The following is a 17,006-nucleotide window of genomic DNA, read 5'->3' as shown; positions in this document are numbered from 1 at the left end:
GAGTGTCGTAGCGAACAGATTAATCGAGGGGTGGGGCCGCTGATGGCCAGCAGTAAGCACGGGGGACCGGGAGAGCCCGGTGGTGTGAGCGCGCAGGCTTATGTGCACACATTGACGCCGATCCTGGCCGCGGTCACCGAGCAGATCGACGGACCGATCCAGCAGGCCGCGGACCTGATGACCACCGCACTGCGCGCCGACGGCGTCATCCAGGCGTTCGGTTCCGGCCACTCCGAGGCGCTGGCGATGGAGATCGCCGGTCGCGCCGGCGGCCTGATCGCGACCAACCGGATCGCGCTGCGCGACCTGGTCCTGCTCGGCGGCGAGCCCCCCGAGTTGCTCCGCAGCGCCGAGCTCGAGCGTGACCCGTCGTACTCCCGCAAGCTTTATGAGCTGTCCGCGGCTCGGCCGGGCGATCTGTTCGTGATCGCCTCCAACTCCGGCGTGAACGGTTCGATCGTCGAGCTGGCGTCGGTGGTGAAGGAGAAGGGCCACCCGCTGATCGCGATCACGTCGCTGCAGCACACCGGCGGGATGGACTCGCGCCACCCGTCCGGCAAGAAGCTGATCGACTTCGCCGACGTCGTGCTGGACAACCACGCGCCGTACGGCGACTCCGTGCTCGACCTGCCCGACGGCGGTGGCAAGGTCTGCGGCGTGTCGTCCATCACCGCCGCGCTGATCGCCCAGATGCTGGTCGCCGAGGTACTGCGCCGGATGACCGACGCCGGCGAGGCGCCGCCGGTCTACCTGTCCGCGAACATCCCCGGTGGCGACGAACACAACCACGCCCTTGAAGCACGGTATGCCGGTCGCATCCGGCGTACTGCGTGAAACACTCCTTGGAAGGCAGGACAATGACCACTCCCAACAACCTGTCGCGGCGCCTGTTCCTGCAGCGCGCAGCGGTCGGCACCTTGCTGGCGACCGGCGGCAGCACGCTGCTGGCCGCCTGTGCCAGCACCGGCGGCGACGACAGCGGTTCCAGCGGTGGCGGCGCCGACAAGACCGCGGACAACCCGTTCGGCATGGCCGACAAGGCGACCGTCGACGCGGTCATCTTCAACGGCGGTTACGGGTACGACTACGTGCAGTTCGCGGCCGACATCGCGCAGAAGAAGTTCGCGGGCTCGACGTTCAAGGTCGCGCCGTCCACCCAGATCGCCCAGCAGTTGCAGCCGCGCTTCGTCGGCGGCAACCCGCCGGACCTGATCGACAACTCCGGCGCGAACCAGATCGGCTTCAACACGATCCTGGACCAGCTGGCGACGCTGGACGACGTCTTCGAGGCCAACAACTACGAGGGCACGAAGATCGCCGACACCCTGTACCCGGGCGCCAAGAACCCCGGCACGTTCGACGGCAAGTTCGTCGCGATGAACTACGTCCTCACCCTGTACGGCATCTGGTACTCCGACAGCCTGTTCAAGGAGAACGGCTGGGAGCCGCCGAAGACGTACGACGCGCTCCTCGACCTCGGCGCCAAGGCCAAGGCGAAGGGCAAGTACCTGTTCGTCTGGGGCAAGGAAGCCGCGACCTACTACCACACGATGGCCGTCGACGGCGCGATCAAGGAGGGCGGCGACGAGGTCCGGCTGGCGCTGGAGAACCTGAAGGAGAACTGCTGGTCGATGCCGCAGTTCCAGGGCATCTTCAAGGCCCTGGAGACCATGGTCAAGAACGGGTACTTCGTCCCCGGTGGCGCCGGTACCCAGTTCACCGCCGCGCAGGCGAAGTGGAGCAACGACCAGCAGGCCATCCTCTACCCCTCAGGCTCGTGGATCGAGAACGAGATGAAGAAGGCCACCAAGTCGGGCTTCGACATGAAGGGCGTCCCGGAGCCGACGCTCACCGAGAGCCCGAAGCTGCCATACGAGTCGCTGCGCAGCGCGGCCGGTGAGCCGTTCATCGTCCCGTCCAAGGGCAAGAACGTTGCCGGCGGCAAGGAGCTGCTGCGGGCCATGCTGTCCAAGGAGGCGGCGACCAACTTCGCCAAGACCCGGCTGGCGCCGACGATCGTCAAGGGCCTGGTGCCCGCGGACGGTTTCGGTTCGACCGCGCTGCAGTCGCAGACCGCGATGCTGGACGCCGCCGGCACGAACGTCTTCGACTACCAGGTCTTCGGCCTGTACGGCATGAACACCGACCAGCTCGTGGTCTGGAACTCGTTCCTGTCCGGCCAGATCGACGCAGCGGGCCTGACGAAGGGCCTGCAGCAGATCACGGACAAGGTGCGGAACGACAGCTCCGTCAAGAAGATCCCGGTCACCAAGTGACCATGACGCCAGATGTCGTGCCGGGCGGCGGACCCCAGCGGTCCGCCGCCCGGCGGCGCCGCCGGCCGCTGACCTTCGACCGGGTCAGCTTCATGGTCGTGTTCCTCGGCCTGCCGCTGGCGATCTTCGTGATCTTCGTGATCTCTCCGTTCGTGCAGGCGCTGTACTACTCGCTGACCGACTGGTCCGGGTTCAGCTCGGGGATGAACTTCGTCGGCTTCGACAACTACGTCAAGCTGTTTCACGACGACATCTTCCTGAAGGCCGTGCGCAACAACGTCGAGCTCGCGATCGTCGTGCCGTTGGTGACGATCGTGCTGGCGCTGACCCTGGCCACGCTGGTGACGATCGGCGGCTCGGGCACCGGGACCGTCCGCGGACTGCGCAACTCCGGCTTCTACCGGATCGTCTCGTTCTTCCCGTACGTGATCCCCGCGATCGTGATCGGCCTGATCTGGGCCCAGGTGTTCACGCCGGGCTCGGGCTTGCTGGACGCGGTGCTGTCGAAGATCGGGCTGCACCAGTTCGAGAACTACGCGTGGCTCGGTGACGCGCGGACCGCGATGCCGGTGTCGATGTTCGTGATGATCTGGGGCTTCGTCGGCTTCTACATGGTGCTGTTCATCGCGGCCATCCGGGGCATCGACCCCGAGGTGTTCGAGGCGGCCCGGATCGACGGCGCCGGCCGGTTCCGTACCGCAGTGTTCCTGACGGTGCCGCTGATCCGGGACAACGTGCAGACGGCGTACATCTATCTCGGCATCGCCGCCCTCGACGCCTTCGTCTACATGCAGGCGCTGAACCCCGGCGGCGGCCCGCAGAACTCGACGCTGGTCATGCCCCAGCAACTGTTCACCACGGCCTTCACCAAGGGGCAGTTCGGCTACTCGACGGCGATGGGCGTGGTCCTGGCCACGGTGACGCTGCTGTTCGCGCTCGTGGTCTTCGTGGTGAACGCCCTGACCGGCGGACGTGAGCGGAAGGTGAAGGTACGCCGATGACAACCACCGCCGACCGGGCCGAATTCGTCGCCGGGTCCCGCGCGCCCGACAAGCAGGCACCAGAGGGCAGGCGCGTTGCCACGACCGCCCACATCGCGCTGATCCTGTGGTCCCTGTTGGTGATCCTGCCGCTGCTGTGGACGCTGCTGTCCTCGTTCAAGACGACGCAGGAGATCCTGGGCAACCCACTGTCGCTGCCGGGCAAACTGCAATTCAGCAACTACGCCAGCGCCTGGACGACGGCCGGCATCGGTCGCTACTTCGCGAACACGGTGGTCGTCGTCGGCTCCGCGCTGGTGCTGGTGATGATCCTGGGTGCGATGTGCGCGTACGTGCTGGCCAGGTTCTCGTTCCGCGGCAACCGGCTGATCTACTACTCCATGCTGGCCGGGCTGACGTTCCCGGTCTTCCTGGCGATCGTGCCGCTGTTCTTCGTGCTGAAGAACCTCGCGCTGCTCAACACCCTGCCCGGGTTGATCATCACCTACGTCGCGTTCGCCCTGCCGTTCACCGTCTTCTTCCTGCACAGCTTCTTCAAGGCGCTGCCGGGCGAGGTCTACGAGGCGGCGCAGATCGACGGGGCAGGTGAGTGGCGCTCGTTCTTCTCGGTGATGCTGCCGATGGCGCGGCCAGGGATGGCGTCGGTCGCCATCTTCAACTTCCTGGGGTTGTGGAACCAGTTCCTGCTCCCCGTCGCCCTGAACACCGACTCGAAAAACTACGTGCTCTCGCAGGGCATGGCCTCGTTCGCATCGCAGGCCGGTTATGCGGTGGACTTCGGCGCCCTGTTCGCGGCCGTGGTGATCACTGTGGCGCCGGTTCTGGTGGTCTACATCATCTTCCAGCGTCAACTGCAGGTCTCCGTCACCGCCGGAGGCGTGAAGTAACCGGACGTAATAGCCTGCCGTGGTGCTGACACGGCGGACGTTGTTGCAGAGCGCGCTGGCCGGAGCGGTCCTGAGCGGGTGCTCGTCGGGTACGGCGAGCACCCGCCCGGCCGTGTCGCCCGGCAACCCGTTCATGGTCGACGGATCCGCGCCCGTCGACGTCGCGATCGGCGAGGAGTACGGCGGGTTCGCGGCCGCGGCGTACCGGAAGAAGTACGCGAGCACTACGGTGTCGCCGACGGTGAACGCGCAGCTCGCGAATGCGCTGTTGCCGCGGTTCGCGGCGGGGAATCCGCCGGATGTGGTGCTGAGCACCGGGGACCAGGCGCTGGAGCTCGGCCGGCTGGTGAAGGAGAACCAGCTGGCGGATCTGCGATCGTTGCTCAACGCACCGGCCTGGGACAACGCGAACGCGACGGTCGAGGACAGCCTGCTCCCGGGGATGCTGGCCGCCGGGCAGTACGACGGGACCCAGCGGACCGTCAACTACGTCGCCACCGTGTACGGCGTGTGGTACTCGGCCAGTCTGTTCCAACGCAACGGCTGGGACGTGCCGCGAACCTGGCCGGAATTGCTTGCCCTCGGCACCGAGATGAAGGCGGCCGGCCTCGGCCCGTTCGTCTACGCGGGCGCGCATCCGTACTACGTACTCGAAATGGTGCTCACCCTCGCCGCCAAGGCCGGTGGCCATGACGTGGTGAAGCGGATCGACAACCTCGACGACGGCGCCTGGAGGGACGAGAGTCTCACCCGCGCGATCACCGCGGTCGGCGAGCTCGTGAAACGCGGGCTGATCGCGCCGGGCAGCGCCGATTTCGACCACATCGGCTCACAGAAGCGCTTCCTCGCCTCGAAGGCCGGTCTGCTGCCGTGCGGTAACTGGCTCGAGAACGAGATGAAGGCGCTGATCCCGCAGAACTTCGGGCTGACCCTGATCGCCGTACCAGCCCTGGACGGGTCGGCGGCGCTGGGCCGGGGTCTCCACGTCGCGGCGACCGCGCCGTACCTGGTGCCGGAGCAGGCGAAGAACAAGGCCGGCGGCCTGGAGTACCTGCGGGCCACGCTCTCGAAGGACGTCGCGGCCCAGGTCACCTCGGAGTCCAACCAGCTCACGATCGTCCGCGGCGCGGCCGACGGCCTGGAGATCGGTACGGCGCTCCGCTCGGCCCGCGACCTGCTCAGCGCGGCCGGCGACCAGGTCATCACCTGGTACTTCGACACCTGGTACCCGGCCTTCGCCGAAACCGCCGCCCAGGCCACCGGCCAGTTCCTCGCCGGCGGCCTGCAACTGTCCGAGTGGACCGCCCGCATCCAGTCCGCCGCCGACCGGACCAAACACGACAAAAGTGTCACCAAGTACCGCCGGGACTGAAGGGCTCAGGGCCCTCTGACTACGAGCCCGTAGGGCTCCGACACGGCGAGCGACGGAACCCCGCAAACCTGCCTCTGACCAGGCAAAAGATCTCGCCGTCGGCGGCGAGTCGAACTACTCTCGAAGAGGGTAGGTGAAATCGATGGCGTGGGTAGTGGTGTTGCTCGTGTTCCTCGGGCTCTGCGTGCTGCTCAACCTCCTGCTGCCGCAGCCGCCGCCCTCGCGCTGGCGCCGCCGTCTGCGGCGGTCGGTGGACGGTCTCGCGGCGCGGATCCGCCCTCGGCCCGTCCCTGAGCCCGATCCGTTCGAAACCCTGCGTCTGCAGACCAGGCTCGGTCATCTCGCCGGGGAGATCCGCCGGGTCGAGGCCACCCGGATGTACGCGAAAGCTCACAAGCTGATGGCTCTCGAGGCCGCGTACGACGACCTCCTCGACGAGGCCTGCCGGATGGCCGGCGTCTCCGAGGAGGCCGACCTGAAGCGCGGCGAAGCGAAACGCTGGCTCGAGGAACAGGAGCTGGCGTCCCGCGGCTGGTCCTGGTGACCTAAGGCCAGATGACCTGGTCGAGAAAGTCCTCGACGGCGGTCGCCACCTGGCCCAGCACGGCAGCCGACTCCGCGAGCCGGCCCGGCACATACATCCCGTGGTCCGCGTCCGGCACTTCCAGCACGTACGGCGTGAGCTCACGAGCGAGCGCCGAATCCCAGAGGCCGTCCGCCGTACCGCCGACCAGGAGGAACGGCGCGGTCGACCGGCGCAGGCTGTCGATCACCCAGTCGCTGGTCAGCGGAGGTGTGAGCCAGATCGCCGGCAGTCCGCGCTCGGCGGCCAGGGCGGCGCCAAAGGTGCCGAGTGACTTCCCGATCAGCACCACGTCGCCGGTGACACCGTCGAGGGCCTTGGCGACCTGTGGCAGGACCCAGGGGCCGCGCTCCTCCTCCTTCAGGGTGGGCGGGCGGTCGGGCTCGTCCCACCACACCGGCAGGACGCGGGCACCACGTTGTTCGGCCGCGTCGGAGGCGAACATCGGCAGCGGGGCGGCCGGGCCGTTCTGGCCGCCGGGCAGGACCACGGCTGTGCGCGAAGTCATAGGCCGCAGTCTATGAGTCGGGGGGACCCGCCCCGGTGTGGGGTGGACTGACGACGCTGGCAGAATCTGGGGTATGTCCCTAGCTGCGTCTGACCCCTCCGCAGCCGGTTCCCAGCGTCGCCCTCGGGTGCTGTCCGGGATCCAGCCGACGGCGGACTCCTTCCACTTCGGCAACTACCTCGGCGCGTTGCGGCAGTGGGTGGCCCTGCAGGACGACCATGACGCGTTCTACTGCGTCGTCGACCTGCACGCGATCACGGTGGAGTACGAGCCGAAGGCGCTGCGGGATCGGACCCGTCGTTCGGTCGCGCAGCTGCTCGCGGCCGGCATCGATCCGGAGCGCTCGACCCTGTTCGTCCAGTCGCACGTGCCCGAGCACGCCCAGCTGGCCTGGGTGCTCGGCTGCCTGACCGGGTTCGGCGAGGCCAGCCGGATGACGCAGTTCAAGGACAAGTCCGCCAAGGGCGGCGCCGACCGCGCCACCGTCGGCCTGTTCACGTACCCGATCCTGCAGGCCGCGGACATCCTGATCTATCAGGCCGACCGCGTCCCGGTCGGCGAGGACCAGCGCCAGCACCTGGAGCTGACCCGCGACCTGGCCCAGCGGTTCAACCACCGGTTCGGCAAGACCTTCCGGCTGCCGGAGCCGTACATCGTCAAGGAGACCGCGAAGATCGCGGACCTGCAGGACCCGAGCGCCAAGATGAGTAAGTCCTCGTCCTCACCGGCGGGCATCATCGACCTGCTCGACGACCCGAAGGTGAGCGCGAAGAAGATCCGCTCCGCCGTCACCGACTCCGGCCGCGACGTCGTGTTCGACCCGGAGAACAAGGCCGGCGTGGCCAACCTGCTGACCATCTACTCGGCCCTGACCGGCCGCAAGATCAGCGAACTCGAGGACGAGTACGCCGGCCGCGGGTACGGCGACTTCAAGAAGGATCTGGCCGAGGTCGTGGTCGAGTTCGTCACGCCGTTCCGGGAGAAGACGCTGGGCTATCTCGACGACACGGCGCAGCTGGACGGGATCCTGGCCGCCGGCGCCGAACGTGCCCGCGCGGTCACCGAGCCGACCCTGCAGCGGGTCTACGACCGGCTGGGCTTCGTACCCGGTCCGGCAGTGGGCCGGTAGGCCCCGGATGGCGACGATCGGTGTCGCGATCCCGATCGCGGAACCCTACGGCTCGGAGCTGCAGAAGTACCGGGCCGAGTTCGGCGATCCGATGGCCGCGTCGATCCCCACCCACGTGACCCTGCTGCCGCCGACCGAGATCGACGACGCGGACCTGGGCCGGGTCGACGAGCACCTGCTCGCGGTGGCGGCCCGGTTCCCGAGCTTCCGGATCCGCCTGCGCGGTACGGCGACCTTCCGGCCGATCTCGCCGGTCGTGTTCGTCCCGCTGGCCGAGGGCATCTCGTCCTGCGAGGTGCTGCAGTCCCAGGTCCGGTCCGGCCCGCTCCAGGTCGATCTGCGGTTCCCGTACCACCCCCATGTCACGATCGCCCATGACCTGGACAAGGATGCGCTGGACCGCGCGTACGACGCCCTGGCCGAATACGACTGCTCGTTCGACGTCGAGTTCTTCAGTCGCTACGAGCACGGCGCCGACGGCGTGTGGCGGCCGCAGCGCGCCTTCCCACTCGCGGCCTAGCTCGCTGGCAGGCTAGGTCCGGCACTCTCGGGTACAGGAGCGGTATGGGGACCATCAAGGCGGCGTGGCAGTGGTTCGGCAAGACCCAGGTGTGGCGGGCCTGGCAGCGGTACGGCAACTGCCGGGGCAACCGGTTGGCCGGGGCAACGACCTTCTTCGGGTTCCTGTCGATGTTCCCGCTGATCGTGCTGGCCGCGGCGATCACCGGTGCGCTGCTCGGCGACGAAGCGGTCGACACGCTGAAGGACACTCTGCACCAGAACCTCCCCGGCATCGACAACCAGATCGACATCGACTCGCTGATCGCCCACGCCGGCACCATCGGACTGATCTCCGCGGTCACGTTGCTGTTCACCGGGCTCGGCTGGATCGACTCGATGCGGGCCTCGATCCGGTCGATGCACGAACTGGACGACCAGCCCGGCAACTTCGTGCTGGTGAAGCTCTGGGACTTCGTTGCCCTCGTCGGGCTGGGCCTGATCGGACTGATCTCCGCCGGTGCCTCGTCGGTCCTGTCCGCGCTGACGCAGCGGATCGTCGACCGGACGAATCTGGACGGGAGCTTTCTGACCGTCCTCAGCGTCGTGCTAGGCATCGTGACAGGTGCCATCCTGATCCTCTACCTGCAGACGGCCCTGCCGCGGATCATCCTGCCAGGGAAGGTCGCGCTGATCGCGGCACTGGCCGGCGGCATCCTGTATTACCTCGCGCAGAAGCTCGGCAGTCTGTATGTGACCCACGTCATCGGGACGAACGCGGCGTACGGCACTCTGGCCCTGCCGCTGGCGTTGTTGGTGTGGATCTACCTGCTGACGCGCGCGATCATGGTCATCGCGGCGTGGACCAAGGAGGCGACCCTGGACGCCCAGGCTCCGGGCGAGGCCGAGCCCGAGCCGGAGCCGGCGGAGCCAGAGTTGGTGGAGGAGCCACTGCTGCTGGGGCCGCCTGGGAAGCGCTACAAAGTGGTGCCGGTGCCGCAGCGGAAAGCCGACACCGTGGCGGTCGCCGCCGGTGCAGTGCTGGGCGTCACCGTGTCCATTCTGGCCGCGCAGGTCGGCAGGGCCGCTCGCTCGCTTCGGCGTTAGGCCTCAGTGACGGCGCCGGCGCAGGGTGCGTGGGCGGCGGAGGAAGAGACCCAGGAGCAGTACGGGCGGGCCGGCGTACGCCCAGGCGGGGACTCGGAAGGCCAGGGACTGCACGGCCTGGCCAGGGTTCAGGACTGTGCGGCTGCGCGGCGGGTGCGTCGTACCGGAGGACTGGGTCTTCTTGCCGGCGGCGGGCTCGGGAGCGGACTTGGGCTTCACCGCGGGCTTGACCAGGCTGCCGACAGGGCTGAGCTTGCCGTAGTTGTCGAACGTCCAGGTGAGCAAGTTGCTGGCGTCCTCGGTGATGCCATGTGGCGCGTTCATCATGGTCACCACCAGCGTGTGCCCGTTGCGTCGGGCCGCTCCGACGAACGTGTTGCGGGCGAGCGTGGTGTAGCCGGTCTTGACGCCCAGTGCGCCGTCGTAGCTGAACAGCAGCTTGTTCTGGTTCGCGACCTGGTAGGTCCCCTTGCCCTTGCCTGCGTTCGGGAAGGCCGTGTACTTCGTCGACGCGTACTTCGCGAAGTCCGGGCGGCCCAGGCCGTTCTGTGCGAACAGGGCCAGGTCGTAGGCGCTGGAGTACTGCCCGTCGGCGTCGAGGCCGGTCGGGTCGGTCACGTGGGTGTCGAGGGCCCCGATCTCGGCGGCCTTCTGGTTCATCCGCTGGATGGTCGCCGGTATGCCGCCCTGGTCGTGCGCACACAGTGCGTGCACCGCGTCGTTCCCGGAGGCCAGGAACATGCCCTGGAAGAGCAGGTCGACCGTGTAGGTCAGTCCCGGGTAGACACCGACCTTGCTGCCGATGATCCCGGCGTCGGCGTCTGTACCGACTACTTGGTCGGTCTTCTTCAGCCGCGGCAGCAGGACCAGGGCCGTCAGGGTCTTGAGCGTGCTGGCGGGCCGCAGCTTGGCATGCGGTGCCTTGGCGGCGAGTACGGCGCCGGTGTCGAGGTCGGCGACGACGTACGCCGACGCCTGGACGGCCGGCGGTGCCGCCCCGTCGGCGACGACCGTCGGCTTCGCGGTCAGCAGGTCGCCGCCGACCGGGCCTTGTGAGCCCTGGTCGGCGGCGGTCGCTGTCAGAGGTCCGGTGACCACCAGTGCGGCGGCCGCGCAGCCCGTCAGAAGCAAACGCATCGGCCGCACTCTAGTTGCCTCGTGGGGCAGATGTCACAGTCGGGTCTCATGCCCGATAGGCAGTCCACATGGTGCTGATGCGGGTGCTCTGGCCCGGAGTGAACTGGTTGTAGCAGGAGTCGTAGGAGTAGTCCATGTAGTTGTGGATGGGGTCCACACCCGGCAGCGAGCAGGAGTCCCGGCCGGTCGGGCAGCCGCTGCTGGCGCTGCTCTGGGCCGGCGTGTCGGACACGGAGTCGTTCGTGCTCGTGCAACCGCCCTGGAACGTGTGGTAGAGCCCGAACCAGTGACCGGCCTCGTGGGACGCGGTCTTGCCGAGGTTGAAGTTGGTCGCCGAACCGCCGGGCAGCGAGCTGTACTGCACCCGGATGCCGTCGATCGACGGGTTGCTCGCGTAGTCCCACGGGAACGTCGCGATGCCGAGGTAGGAGAAGTCGACCAGCCAGATGTTCAGGGCGTTCTTGCCACCCTTGCGCGTTTGTGACCGGTACGTCGTGCTCTGGCCGTCGCGGTGCCAGGTGTTGTTGTTGAACCGGTCGGTGCCGGCCAGGTAGAACGTGAAGCCGGTGTTCGCGGCCTGCGACGACTCGCCGCCGGCGAAGTCCTGGTTCAGCTCGGCGATCTGCTGGTTGATCTGGGTCGCGGTCACGTCGCCGGCGCCGGAGCTGCTCCGCATCACGTGGATGTAGACCGGAACGCTCGCCGCGGCCAGCTTGCCGGCCTGGGGAGCCAGTCCACGGGCCGCCTTGGCCTTGAGGATCTCCGCCGTCTTGGCATCGATCGCCTTCTGCTCGGCCGCCGACAACTCCCGGTGGTCGGCGCCGAACCCACCACGCGCCGAGGGACCCTCGGCCGGCGTGAGACACGGCTTCCCCACCTGGTCGGCCGGCAACTGCGCGGTTGCCTGGCCTCCGAGTGGGCTGAACGCGAGCGCCGTACCGGCCATCAACACAGCCAGGGCGCGGGGACGGGTGATGAAAGGACCGGGGCGGTGGGGCGGGGAAGGAATTGAAAACCGCATGATGCGTCCTCCGAGATCGGGCCGCTTGGGCGGTGCGGCCGAATCCCGCGATTTTCCCCACGATCCCGCACCCCGCCTAGCCGTTCCCTGTCCCCCCAGTGCCAAGGCACCACCACGCCGCGTCTTCCGTGGCTGCCTGGCTCGGGTGAGGCTGTTGACAGCGATACCTGGGCTTTGAGTCAATGGGCTGGGTGTAGACCAATAGATTCGGGAGTGGCCGTGGCGACTGGGAAGTTGACTGTGCAGGAGTTGCGGGATCTGGTCGGCACCGGCCGGATCGACACCGTGCTGGTGGCCATGACCGATATGCAGGGGCGGTTGCAGGGGAAGCGGTGTGGTGGGCGGTACTTCCTCGAGGAGGTGCTGAAGCACGGGACCGAGGGGTGCAACTACCTGCTCGCGGTCGACGTGGACATGAACACCGTGGGCGGTTACGCGATGGCGTCCTGGGAGCGGGGGTACGGCGACATGGTGATGGGGCCTGATCTCGACACGCTCCGGCTGGTGCCGTGGCTCGAAGGTACGGCGATGGTGCTGTGTGACGTGCAGTGGCTGGATGGGACGCCCGTGGTGGCGTCGCCCCGGCAGGTGCTGCGCAAGCAACTGGAGCGCCTGGCCGAGAAGAATCTGCGGGCGTACGTCGGGACCGAACTGGAGTTCATCGTCTTCGACGACACGTTCGAGTCGGCCTGGGACAAGCGCTACCGCGACCTCACCCCGGCGAATCAGTACAACGTCGACTACTCCCTCCTCGGCACCGCGCGGATCGAACCACTGCTGCGAGACATCCGCAAAGGTATGACCGGCGCCGGCCTGTACGTCGAGTCCGCGAAGGGGGAGTGCAACCTCGGCCAGCACGAGATCGCCTTCCGGTACGACGAGGCCCTGGTGACCTGCGACAACCACTCGATCTACAAGACCGGTGCGAAGGAGATCGCCGCGAAGCACGGCAAGAGCCTGACCTTCATGGCGAAGTACGACGAACGCGAGGGCAACTCGTGTCACATCCACCTCAGCTTCCGCTCCACCGACGGTGACGCCGTCCTCGCCGGAGACCGCGACCACGGGTTCTCCGAGCTGATGGAGCGGTTCATCGCCGGCCAGCTCGCCTGCCTGCCCGAGTTCACCTATCTGCTCGCGCCGAACATCAACTCCTACAAGCGATTCGTCCGCGGCAGCTTCGCGCCGACCGCGGTCGCCTGGGGGCTGGACAACCGGACCTGCTCGCTCCGCGTGGTCGGTCACGGCGACTCACTCCGGGTCGAGAACCGCCTCCCCGGCGGCGACGTGAACCCGTACCTCGCGGTCGCCGCGATCATCGCCTCCGGCCTGCACGGCATCGAGAACGACCTCGAGCTCGAGCCGCTGCTGGCGGGCAACGCGTACGAGTCCGACAAGGACCACGTCCCGTCCACGCTGCGCGAGGCGGCCGCGCTGTTCACCGGTTCGAAGCTCGCCCGGGAGGCATTCGGCGACGAGATGGTCGACCACTACACCAACACCGCGCGGGTCGAGCTCGACGCGTACGACGCCGCCGTCACCGACTGGGAGCGGATCCGTGGCTTCGAACGACTCTGATCGTCCTGTTGTCGACAATCTGCCCGTCGACAACAGGACCGTCGGCCATCCGAGGATCGGCATCACGACGTACCTGGAGCCGACGATCTGGGGGATCTGGGAGCGTGACGCCGCGCTGCTGCCGCGCGTCTACCTGGATGCGGTGGCCGCGGCCGGAGGGGTGCCGCTGCTCCTGCCGCCGGTCGGGACCGATCCGACCGTCCTGGATCTCCTGGACGGCCTGATCATCGCCGGCGGGTGCGACGTCGATCCAGCGTCGTACGACGCGACGCCGCATCCGGAAACGGTCGACACCAGGCCCGGCCGGGACGAGCATGAGCGCACGCTGATCCAGGGCGCACTCGACCGGGATCTCCCGCTCCTCGCGATCTGCCGCGGCCTGCAGATGCTCAACGTCACGCTCGGCGGGACGCTGCACCAGCACCTGCCCGACGTGATCACGCACGACGAGCACCGCCCGTCGCCCGCGGTCTTCGGCACGATCGAGGTCAAGCTCGAGCCCGACTCGCTCGCAGGCCGGATCCTCGGCGACCGCGCCGGCGTGCGCTGCTATCACCACCAGGCCATCGACGTACTCGCGCCGGGCCTGACCGTCACCGCCCGCGCCGGTGACGGGACCGTCGAGGCGGTCGAGGTGGACGGCCACGCCTTCGCCCTCGGAGTGCAGTGGCACCCGGAGGAGAACCCCGATGATCTGCGGCTGTTCACCGCACTGATCGCCGCAACCAGGAGCACAGCATGACGTACGACGTGATCAACCCGGCCACCGAGAAAGTGGTCCGCACGATCGCCCTGGCTACCGAGCAGGAGACGGACGAGGCGATCGCCCGTGCCGCCAGGGCCTTCGAGACCTGGCGGGACGTCACCCCGGCGGATCGCGGCCGGCTGCTCCGCCGGTTCGCCGACGCGGTCGACGCCGACCTGGAGAACCTCGCCGCACTGGAGGTCGAGAACGCCGGTCACACCATCGGCAACGCCCGTTGGGAAGCGGGCAACGTCCGCGACGTGCTGACGTATTACTCGGCCGCGCCGGAACGCCTGTTCGGCCGGCAGATACCTGTTGCCGGGGGCATCGATATCACCTTCCAGGAGCCGCTCGGCGTGGTCGGCGTGATCGCGCCGTGGAACTTTCCGATGCCCATCGCCGGCTGGGGATTCGCCCCGGCCCTTGCCGCCGGCAACACTGTTGTCCTCAAGCCGGCCGAGCTCACACCGTTGACCGCGATCCGCCTCGGGGAGCTCGCGGTGGAGGCCGGACTCCCGCCGGGTGTGTTCGAGGTCGTGCCGGGGAAGGGAACGGTGGTCGGGCAACGGTTCGTCACGCATCCCGCCGTACGCAAGGTGGTTTTCACCGGGTCGACCGTGGTCGGGAAGCAGATCATGGCGGGCTGCGCCGACCAGGTGAAGCGGGTGACGCTGGAGCTCGGCGGGAAGTCGGCCAACATCGTCTTCGCCGACGCGGATCTGGAGAAGGCCGCGGCCCAGGCGCCGTACGGCGTGTTCGACAACGCCGGGCAGGACTGTTGTGCGCGGTCGCGGATCCTGGTCGAGCGGTCGGCGTACGACCGGTTCATGGAGTTGCTGGAGCCGGCGGTGAAGAACCTCAAGGTCGGGGACCCGAGTGATCCGTTGACGGAGATGGGGCCGTTGATCTCCAGAGGTCAGCTCGAGCGGGTCGCGTCCTTTGTCGACAATCCTGCGATCCAAGGGACGGCGCCGACTGGCCCGGGGTTCTGGTTCCCACCGACCGTCCTCGCACCTGCCGGCGACCGTGCGATCAGGGAGGAGATCTTCGGGCCGGTGGTCGCGGTCATCCCGTTCGCGGACGAGGCGGACGCGGTGCGGATCGCGAACGACAGCGAGTACGGGCTGTCCGGCTCGATCTGGACTCGGGACGTCGGCCGAGCGCTGCGGGTGAGCCGCGGCGTCGAGGCCGGCAACCTGTCGGTCAACTCGAACTCGTCGGTCCGGTACTCGACGCCGTTCGGCGGCTACAAGCAGTCCGGGCTCGGCCGCGAGCTCGGGCCGGACGCGCTGGCCGCGTTCACCGAGACCAAGAACATCTTCATCAGCACGGAGGACTGAATGAGTGACGTGAAGGCGAGCCGGCTCGAGGGCCGCGTCGCGGTGGTGACCGGCGGCGCGAGCGGGATCGGCCTGGCCACCGTACGGCGGCTCGCCGCCGAGGGAGCCAAGGTCGTGGTCGGCGACCTCGACCCGGACGCGGGCAAGGCCGCCGCGGACGAGGCCGGCGGGCTGTTCGTCGCGACCGACGTCACCGACGCGGCCGCGGTGGACAACCTTTTCAAGCAGGCCTTCGACACCTATGGCAGTGTGGACATCGCGTTCAACAACGCGGGTATCTCGCCGCCCGACGACGCGTCGATCCTGGACACCGGGCTGGAGGCGTGGCGGAAGGTCCAGGAGGTCAACCTGACCTCGGTGTACCTGTGCTGCAAGGCGGCGATCCCTTACATGCAACGGCAGGGCAAGGGCTCGATCATCAATACCGCATCGTTCGTCGCGGTGATGGGCGCGGCGACGTCACAGATCTCGTACTCCGCGTCCAAGGGCGGCGTACTGGCGATGAGTCGGGAGCTCGGGGTCGAGTTCGCCCGGCAGGGGATCCGGGTCAACGCGCTCTGCCCGGGACCGGTGAACACGCCGCTGCTGGCCGAGCTGTTCGCGAAGGACCCGGAGCGGGCGCAGCGCCGGCTGGTGCACGTCCCGATGGGCCGGTTCGGCGAGCCGGAGGAGATCGCGGCCGCGGTCGCCTTCCTGGCCAGCGACGACGCCTCCTTCATCACCGCCAACACGTTTCTCGTCGACGGGGGAATCTCGGGCGCCTACGTGACTCCGCTCTAGGCTGCGGTCATGATTGGCCAGGCAGACGACGCGGTGTTCCGGCCGGTGCGGACCGGGAACCCGTTCGAGGAGGCGGTCGAGCGGTTGCTGCAGGCAATCAAGCTCGGCGTCGTCGTGCCGGGCGACCGGCTGCCGTCCGAACGCGACCTGGCCGCCCGCCTGAACGTCAGCCGGGTCACCCTCCGCGAGGCGATCCACGTGCTCGCGGAGGCCGGGTACGTCGAATCCCGGCGTGGCCGGTACGGCGGTACCTTCGTCAACGAGCGGTTGCCGAAGCCCCGCCGTACCCCGGCGAAACGTCTGGCCCGGGAGTTGGGCGATGGGCTGGAGGACGCGCTCGTACTGCGTTCCGCGCTCGAAACCGGTGCCGCCGAAGCCGCCGCCGCGCGGGCGTTGTCGGAGGCGGAGCGGGAGCACTTGTGCCGCTGCCTGGCGGAGACGTCCGCCGCGACGCTGGCCGACTACCGCCGGCTCGACTCCCGGCTGCATCTGGCCATCGCGGAGGTGACCGGCTCTCCGTCGCTGACGTCCGCGACCGCCGACGTCCGCATGCGCCTGAACGAACTCCTGGACGCGATCCCCTTGCTGGAAAGGAATATCCAGCACTCGAACGACCAGCATCAGGCGATCGTCGACGCCATCCTCGCCGACGATCCCGAGGCAGCACGCCACGCGATGCAAGAGCACCTGTCCGGAACCGCCACCCTGTTGAGAGCCTTCCTCGCCTGATGGTCCTGGTTCACCGGCTGCGGGGTCGTCGTTCTGGCACAAGATCAACCACCGGACCGGACGCCAACGAACGCGATCTGGCCGGGCACCATCGCGTGCGATCTCGAATCCGTCTCAATTCCAGCAACTTTCAATCGCTTGTCGTGCTCTTGCGTGGCAGGCGGTTGAACTTTGTCGCAACCACGTGGGCCATCAGTGCCCCGGCACGATCGTGCCGCCCTGACTGCTCTGATCTGGGCAGCGTCGGGTGACAGGATGGTGACGGGATGGTTTCCTCATGTGACACTCGCCGTGTCGGACGGTCGTTGACTGTGA

Annotated in this window: 17 protein-coding genes; 14 read left to right on the top strand and 3 right to left on the bottom strand. The window is 68.0% G+C overall.

What is annotated here, in order from left to right:
- Window positions 1–42 precede the first annotated feature (42 nt).
- The 6 genes from OG876_RS06610 to OG876_RS06585 all read left to right on the top strand — a co-directional run bounded on the left by OG876_RS06610 (window position 43) and on the right by OG876_RS06585 (window position 6,080).
- Complete coding sequence (locus tag OG876_RS06610; protein WP_328523880.1) at window positions 43–834, top strand: SIS domain-containing protein; 792 nt, start codon at window positions 43–45, stop codon at window positions 832–834.
- 23 nt (window positions 835–857) lie between these two features.
- Window positions 858–2,276 (top strand): N-acetylglucosamine/diacetylchitobiose ABC transporter substrate-binding protein, encoded by a 1,419-nt coding sequence (gene ngcE / locus OG876_RS06605; RefSeq protein ID WP_328523879.1) that lies wholly within the window; start codon window positions 858–860, stop codon window positions 2,274–2,276.
- Window positions 2,277–2,278: 2 nt separating this feature from the next.
- On the top strand, window positions 2,279–3,277 hold the full coding sequence (locus OG876_RS06600; RefSeq protein WP_328523878.1) for a carbohydrate ABC transporter permease: 999 nt from the start codon (window positions 2,279–2,281) through the stop codon (window positions 3,275–3,277).
- Entirely contained in the window at window positions 3,274–4,164 is an 891-nt protein-coding gene (locus OG876_RS06595; RefSeq protein ID WP_328523877.1) for a carbohydrate ABC transporter permease, read from the top strand. The genes OG876_RS06600 and OG876_RS06595 overlap by 4 nt, the downstream gene beginning before the upstream one ends.
- 22 nt (window positions 4,165–4,186) lie before the next feature.
- On the top strand, window positions 4,187–5,536 hold the full coding sequence (ngcE, locus tag OG876_RS06590; protein ID WP_328523876.1) for an N-acetylglucosamine/diacetylchitobiose ABC transporter substrate-binding protein: 1,350 nt from the start codon (window positions 4,187–4,189) through the stop codon (window positions 5,534–5,536).
- 142 nt (window positions 5,537–5,678) lie between these two features.
- Window positions 5,679–6,080, top strand: a complete 402-nt coding sequence (locus tag OG876_RS06585) for a hypothetical protein (RefSeq protein ID WP_328523875.1) — start codon at window positions 5,679–5,681, stop codon at window positions 6,078–6,080.
- A gap of 1 nt (window position 6,081) precedes the next feature.
- Here OG876_RS06585 and OG876_RS06580 read toward each other — a convergent pair whose 3' ends face one another.
- The gene (locus tag OG876_RS06580; RefSeq protein WP_328523874.1) at window positions 6,082–6,627 is read right to left on the bottom strand and encodes an alpha/beta hydrolase; all 546 of its coding nucleotides are present in this window, start codon (window positions 6,625–6,627) and stop codon (window positions 6,082–6,084) included.
- 73 nt (window positions 6,628–6,700) lie between these two features.
- Between OG876_RS06580 and trpS the strand changes: the two genes are divergently transcribed.
- From trpS to OG876_RS06565, 3 genes are read left to right on the top strand one after another with little or no spacing between them, the layout of a single operon-like run.
- Entirely contained in the window at window positions 6,701–7,756 is a 1,056-nt protein-coding gene (gene trpS / locus OG876_RS06575) for a tryptophan--tRNA ligase (protein ID WP_328523873.1), read from the top strand.
- 7 nt (window positions 7,757–7,763) lie between these two features.
- Window positions 7,764–8,276 carry a 2'-5' RNA ligase family protein gene (locus tag OG876_RS06570; protein ID WP_328523872.1) on the top strand — a complete coding sequence of 171 codons (513 nt, stop codon included), beginning with the start codon at window positions 7,764–7,766 and terminating at the stop codon, window positions 8,274–8,276.
- A gap of 44 nt (window positions 8,277–8,320) precedes the next feature.
- Window positions 8,321–9,361, top strand: coding sequence for a YihY/virulence factor BrkB family protein (locus OG876_RS06565; protein WP_328523871.1), 1,041 nt, complete (start codon window positions 8,321–8,323; stop codon window positions 9,359–9,361).
- 3 nt (window positions 9,362–9,364) lie between these two features.
- Here the strand turns inward: OG876_RS06565 and OG876_RS06560 are convergent, their stop codons facing one another.
- Together OG876_RS06560 and OG876_RS06555 are read right to left on the bottom strand one after the other, a co-directional pair.
- Window positions 9,365–10,498 carry a D-alanyl-D-alanine carboxypeptidase family protein gene (locus OG876_RS06560; RefSeq protein ID WP_328523870.1) on the bottom strand — a complete coding sequence of 378 codons (1,134 nt, stop codon included), beginning with the start codon at window positions 10,496–10,498 and terminating at the stop codon, window positions 9,365–9,367.
- A gap of 46 nt (window positions 10,499–10,544) precedes the next feature.
- Window positions 10,545–11,519, bottom strand: coding sequence for a zinc metalloprotease (locus tag OG876_RS06555; protein WP_328523869.1), 975 nt, complete (start codon window positions 11,517–11,519; stop codon window positions 10,545–10,547).
- Window positions 11,520–11,738: 219 nt separating this feature from the next.
- Between OG876_RS06555 and OG876_RS06550 the strand changes: the two genes are divergently transcribed.
- The 5 genes from OG876_RS06550 to OG876_RS06530 are packed head-to-tail and all read left to right on the top strand — an operon-like array spanning window position 11,739 to window position 16,691.
- Window positions 11,739–13,097: a glutamine synthetase family protein gene (locus tag OG876_RS06550; protein WP_328523868.1), complete on the top strand. Its 1,359-nt coding sequence runs from the start codon at window positions 11,739–11,741 to the stop codon at window positions 13,095–13,097.
- Entirely contained in the window at window positions 13,078–13,839 is a 762-nt protein-coding gene (locus OG876_RS06545) for a gamma-glutamyl-gamma-aminobutyrate hydrolase family protein (protein WP_328523867.1), read from the top strand. The genes OG876_RS06550 and OG876_RS06545 overlap by 20 nt, the downstream gene beginning before the upstream one ends.
- Window positions 13,836–15,182 (top strand): aldehyde dehydrogenase family protein, encoded by a 1,347-nt coding sequence (locus OG876_RS06540; RefSeq protein WP_328523866.1) that lies wholly within the window; start codon window positions 13,836–13,838, stop codon window positions 15,180–15,182. The genes OG876_RS06545 and OG876_RS06540 overlap by 4 nt, the downstream gene beginning before the upstream one ends.
- Window positions 15,183–15,962 carry a 3-oxoacyl-ACP reductase gene (locus tag OG876_RS06535; protein ID WP_328523865.1) on the top strand — a complete coding sequence of 260 codons (780 nt, stop codon included), beginning with the start codon at window positions 15,183–15,185 and terminating at the stop codon, window positions 15,960–15,962. It begins immediately after the preceding gene.
- 9 nt (window positions 15,963–15,971) lie between these two features.
- Window positions 15,972–16,691: a FadR/GntR family transcriptional regulator gene (locus tag OG876_RS06530; RefSeq protein WP_328523864.1), complete on the top strand. Its 720-nt coding sequence runs from the start codon at window positions 15,972–15,974 to the stop codon at window positions 16,689–16,691.
- The last annotated feature ends 315 nt before the right edge of the window (window positions 16,692–17,006 follow it).

This window comes from Kribbella sp. NBC_00359, from assembly GCF_036097425.1.
Taxonomy (GTDB): domain Bacteria; phylum Actinomycetota; class Actinomycetes; order Propionibacteriales; family Kribbellaceae; genus Kribbella.
This window is presented reverse-complemented; position numbering and strand designations above follow the sequence as displayed.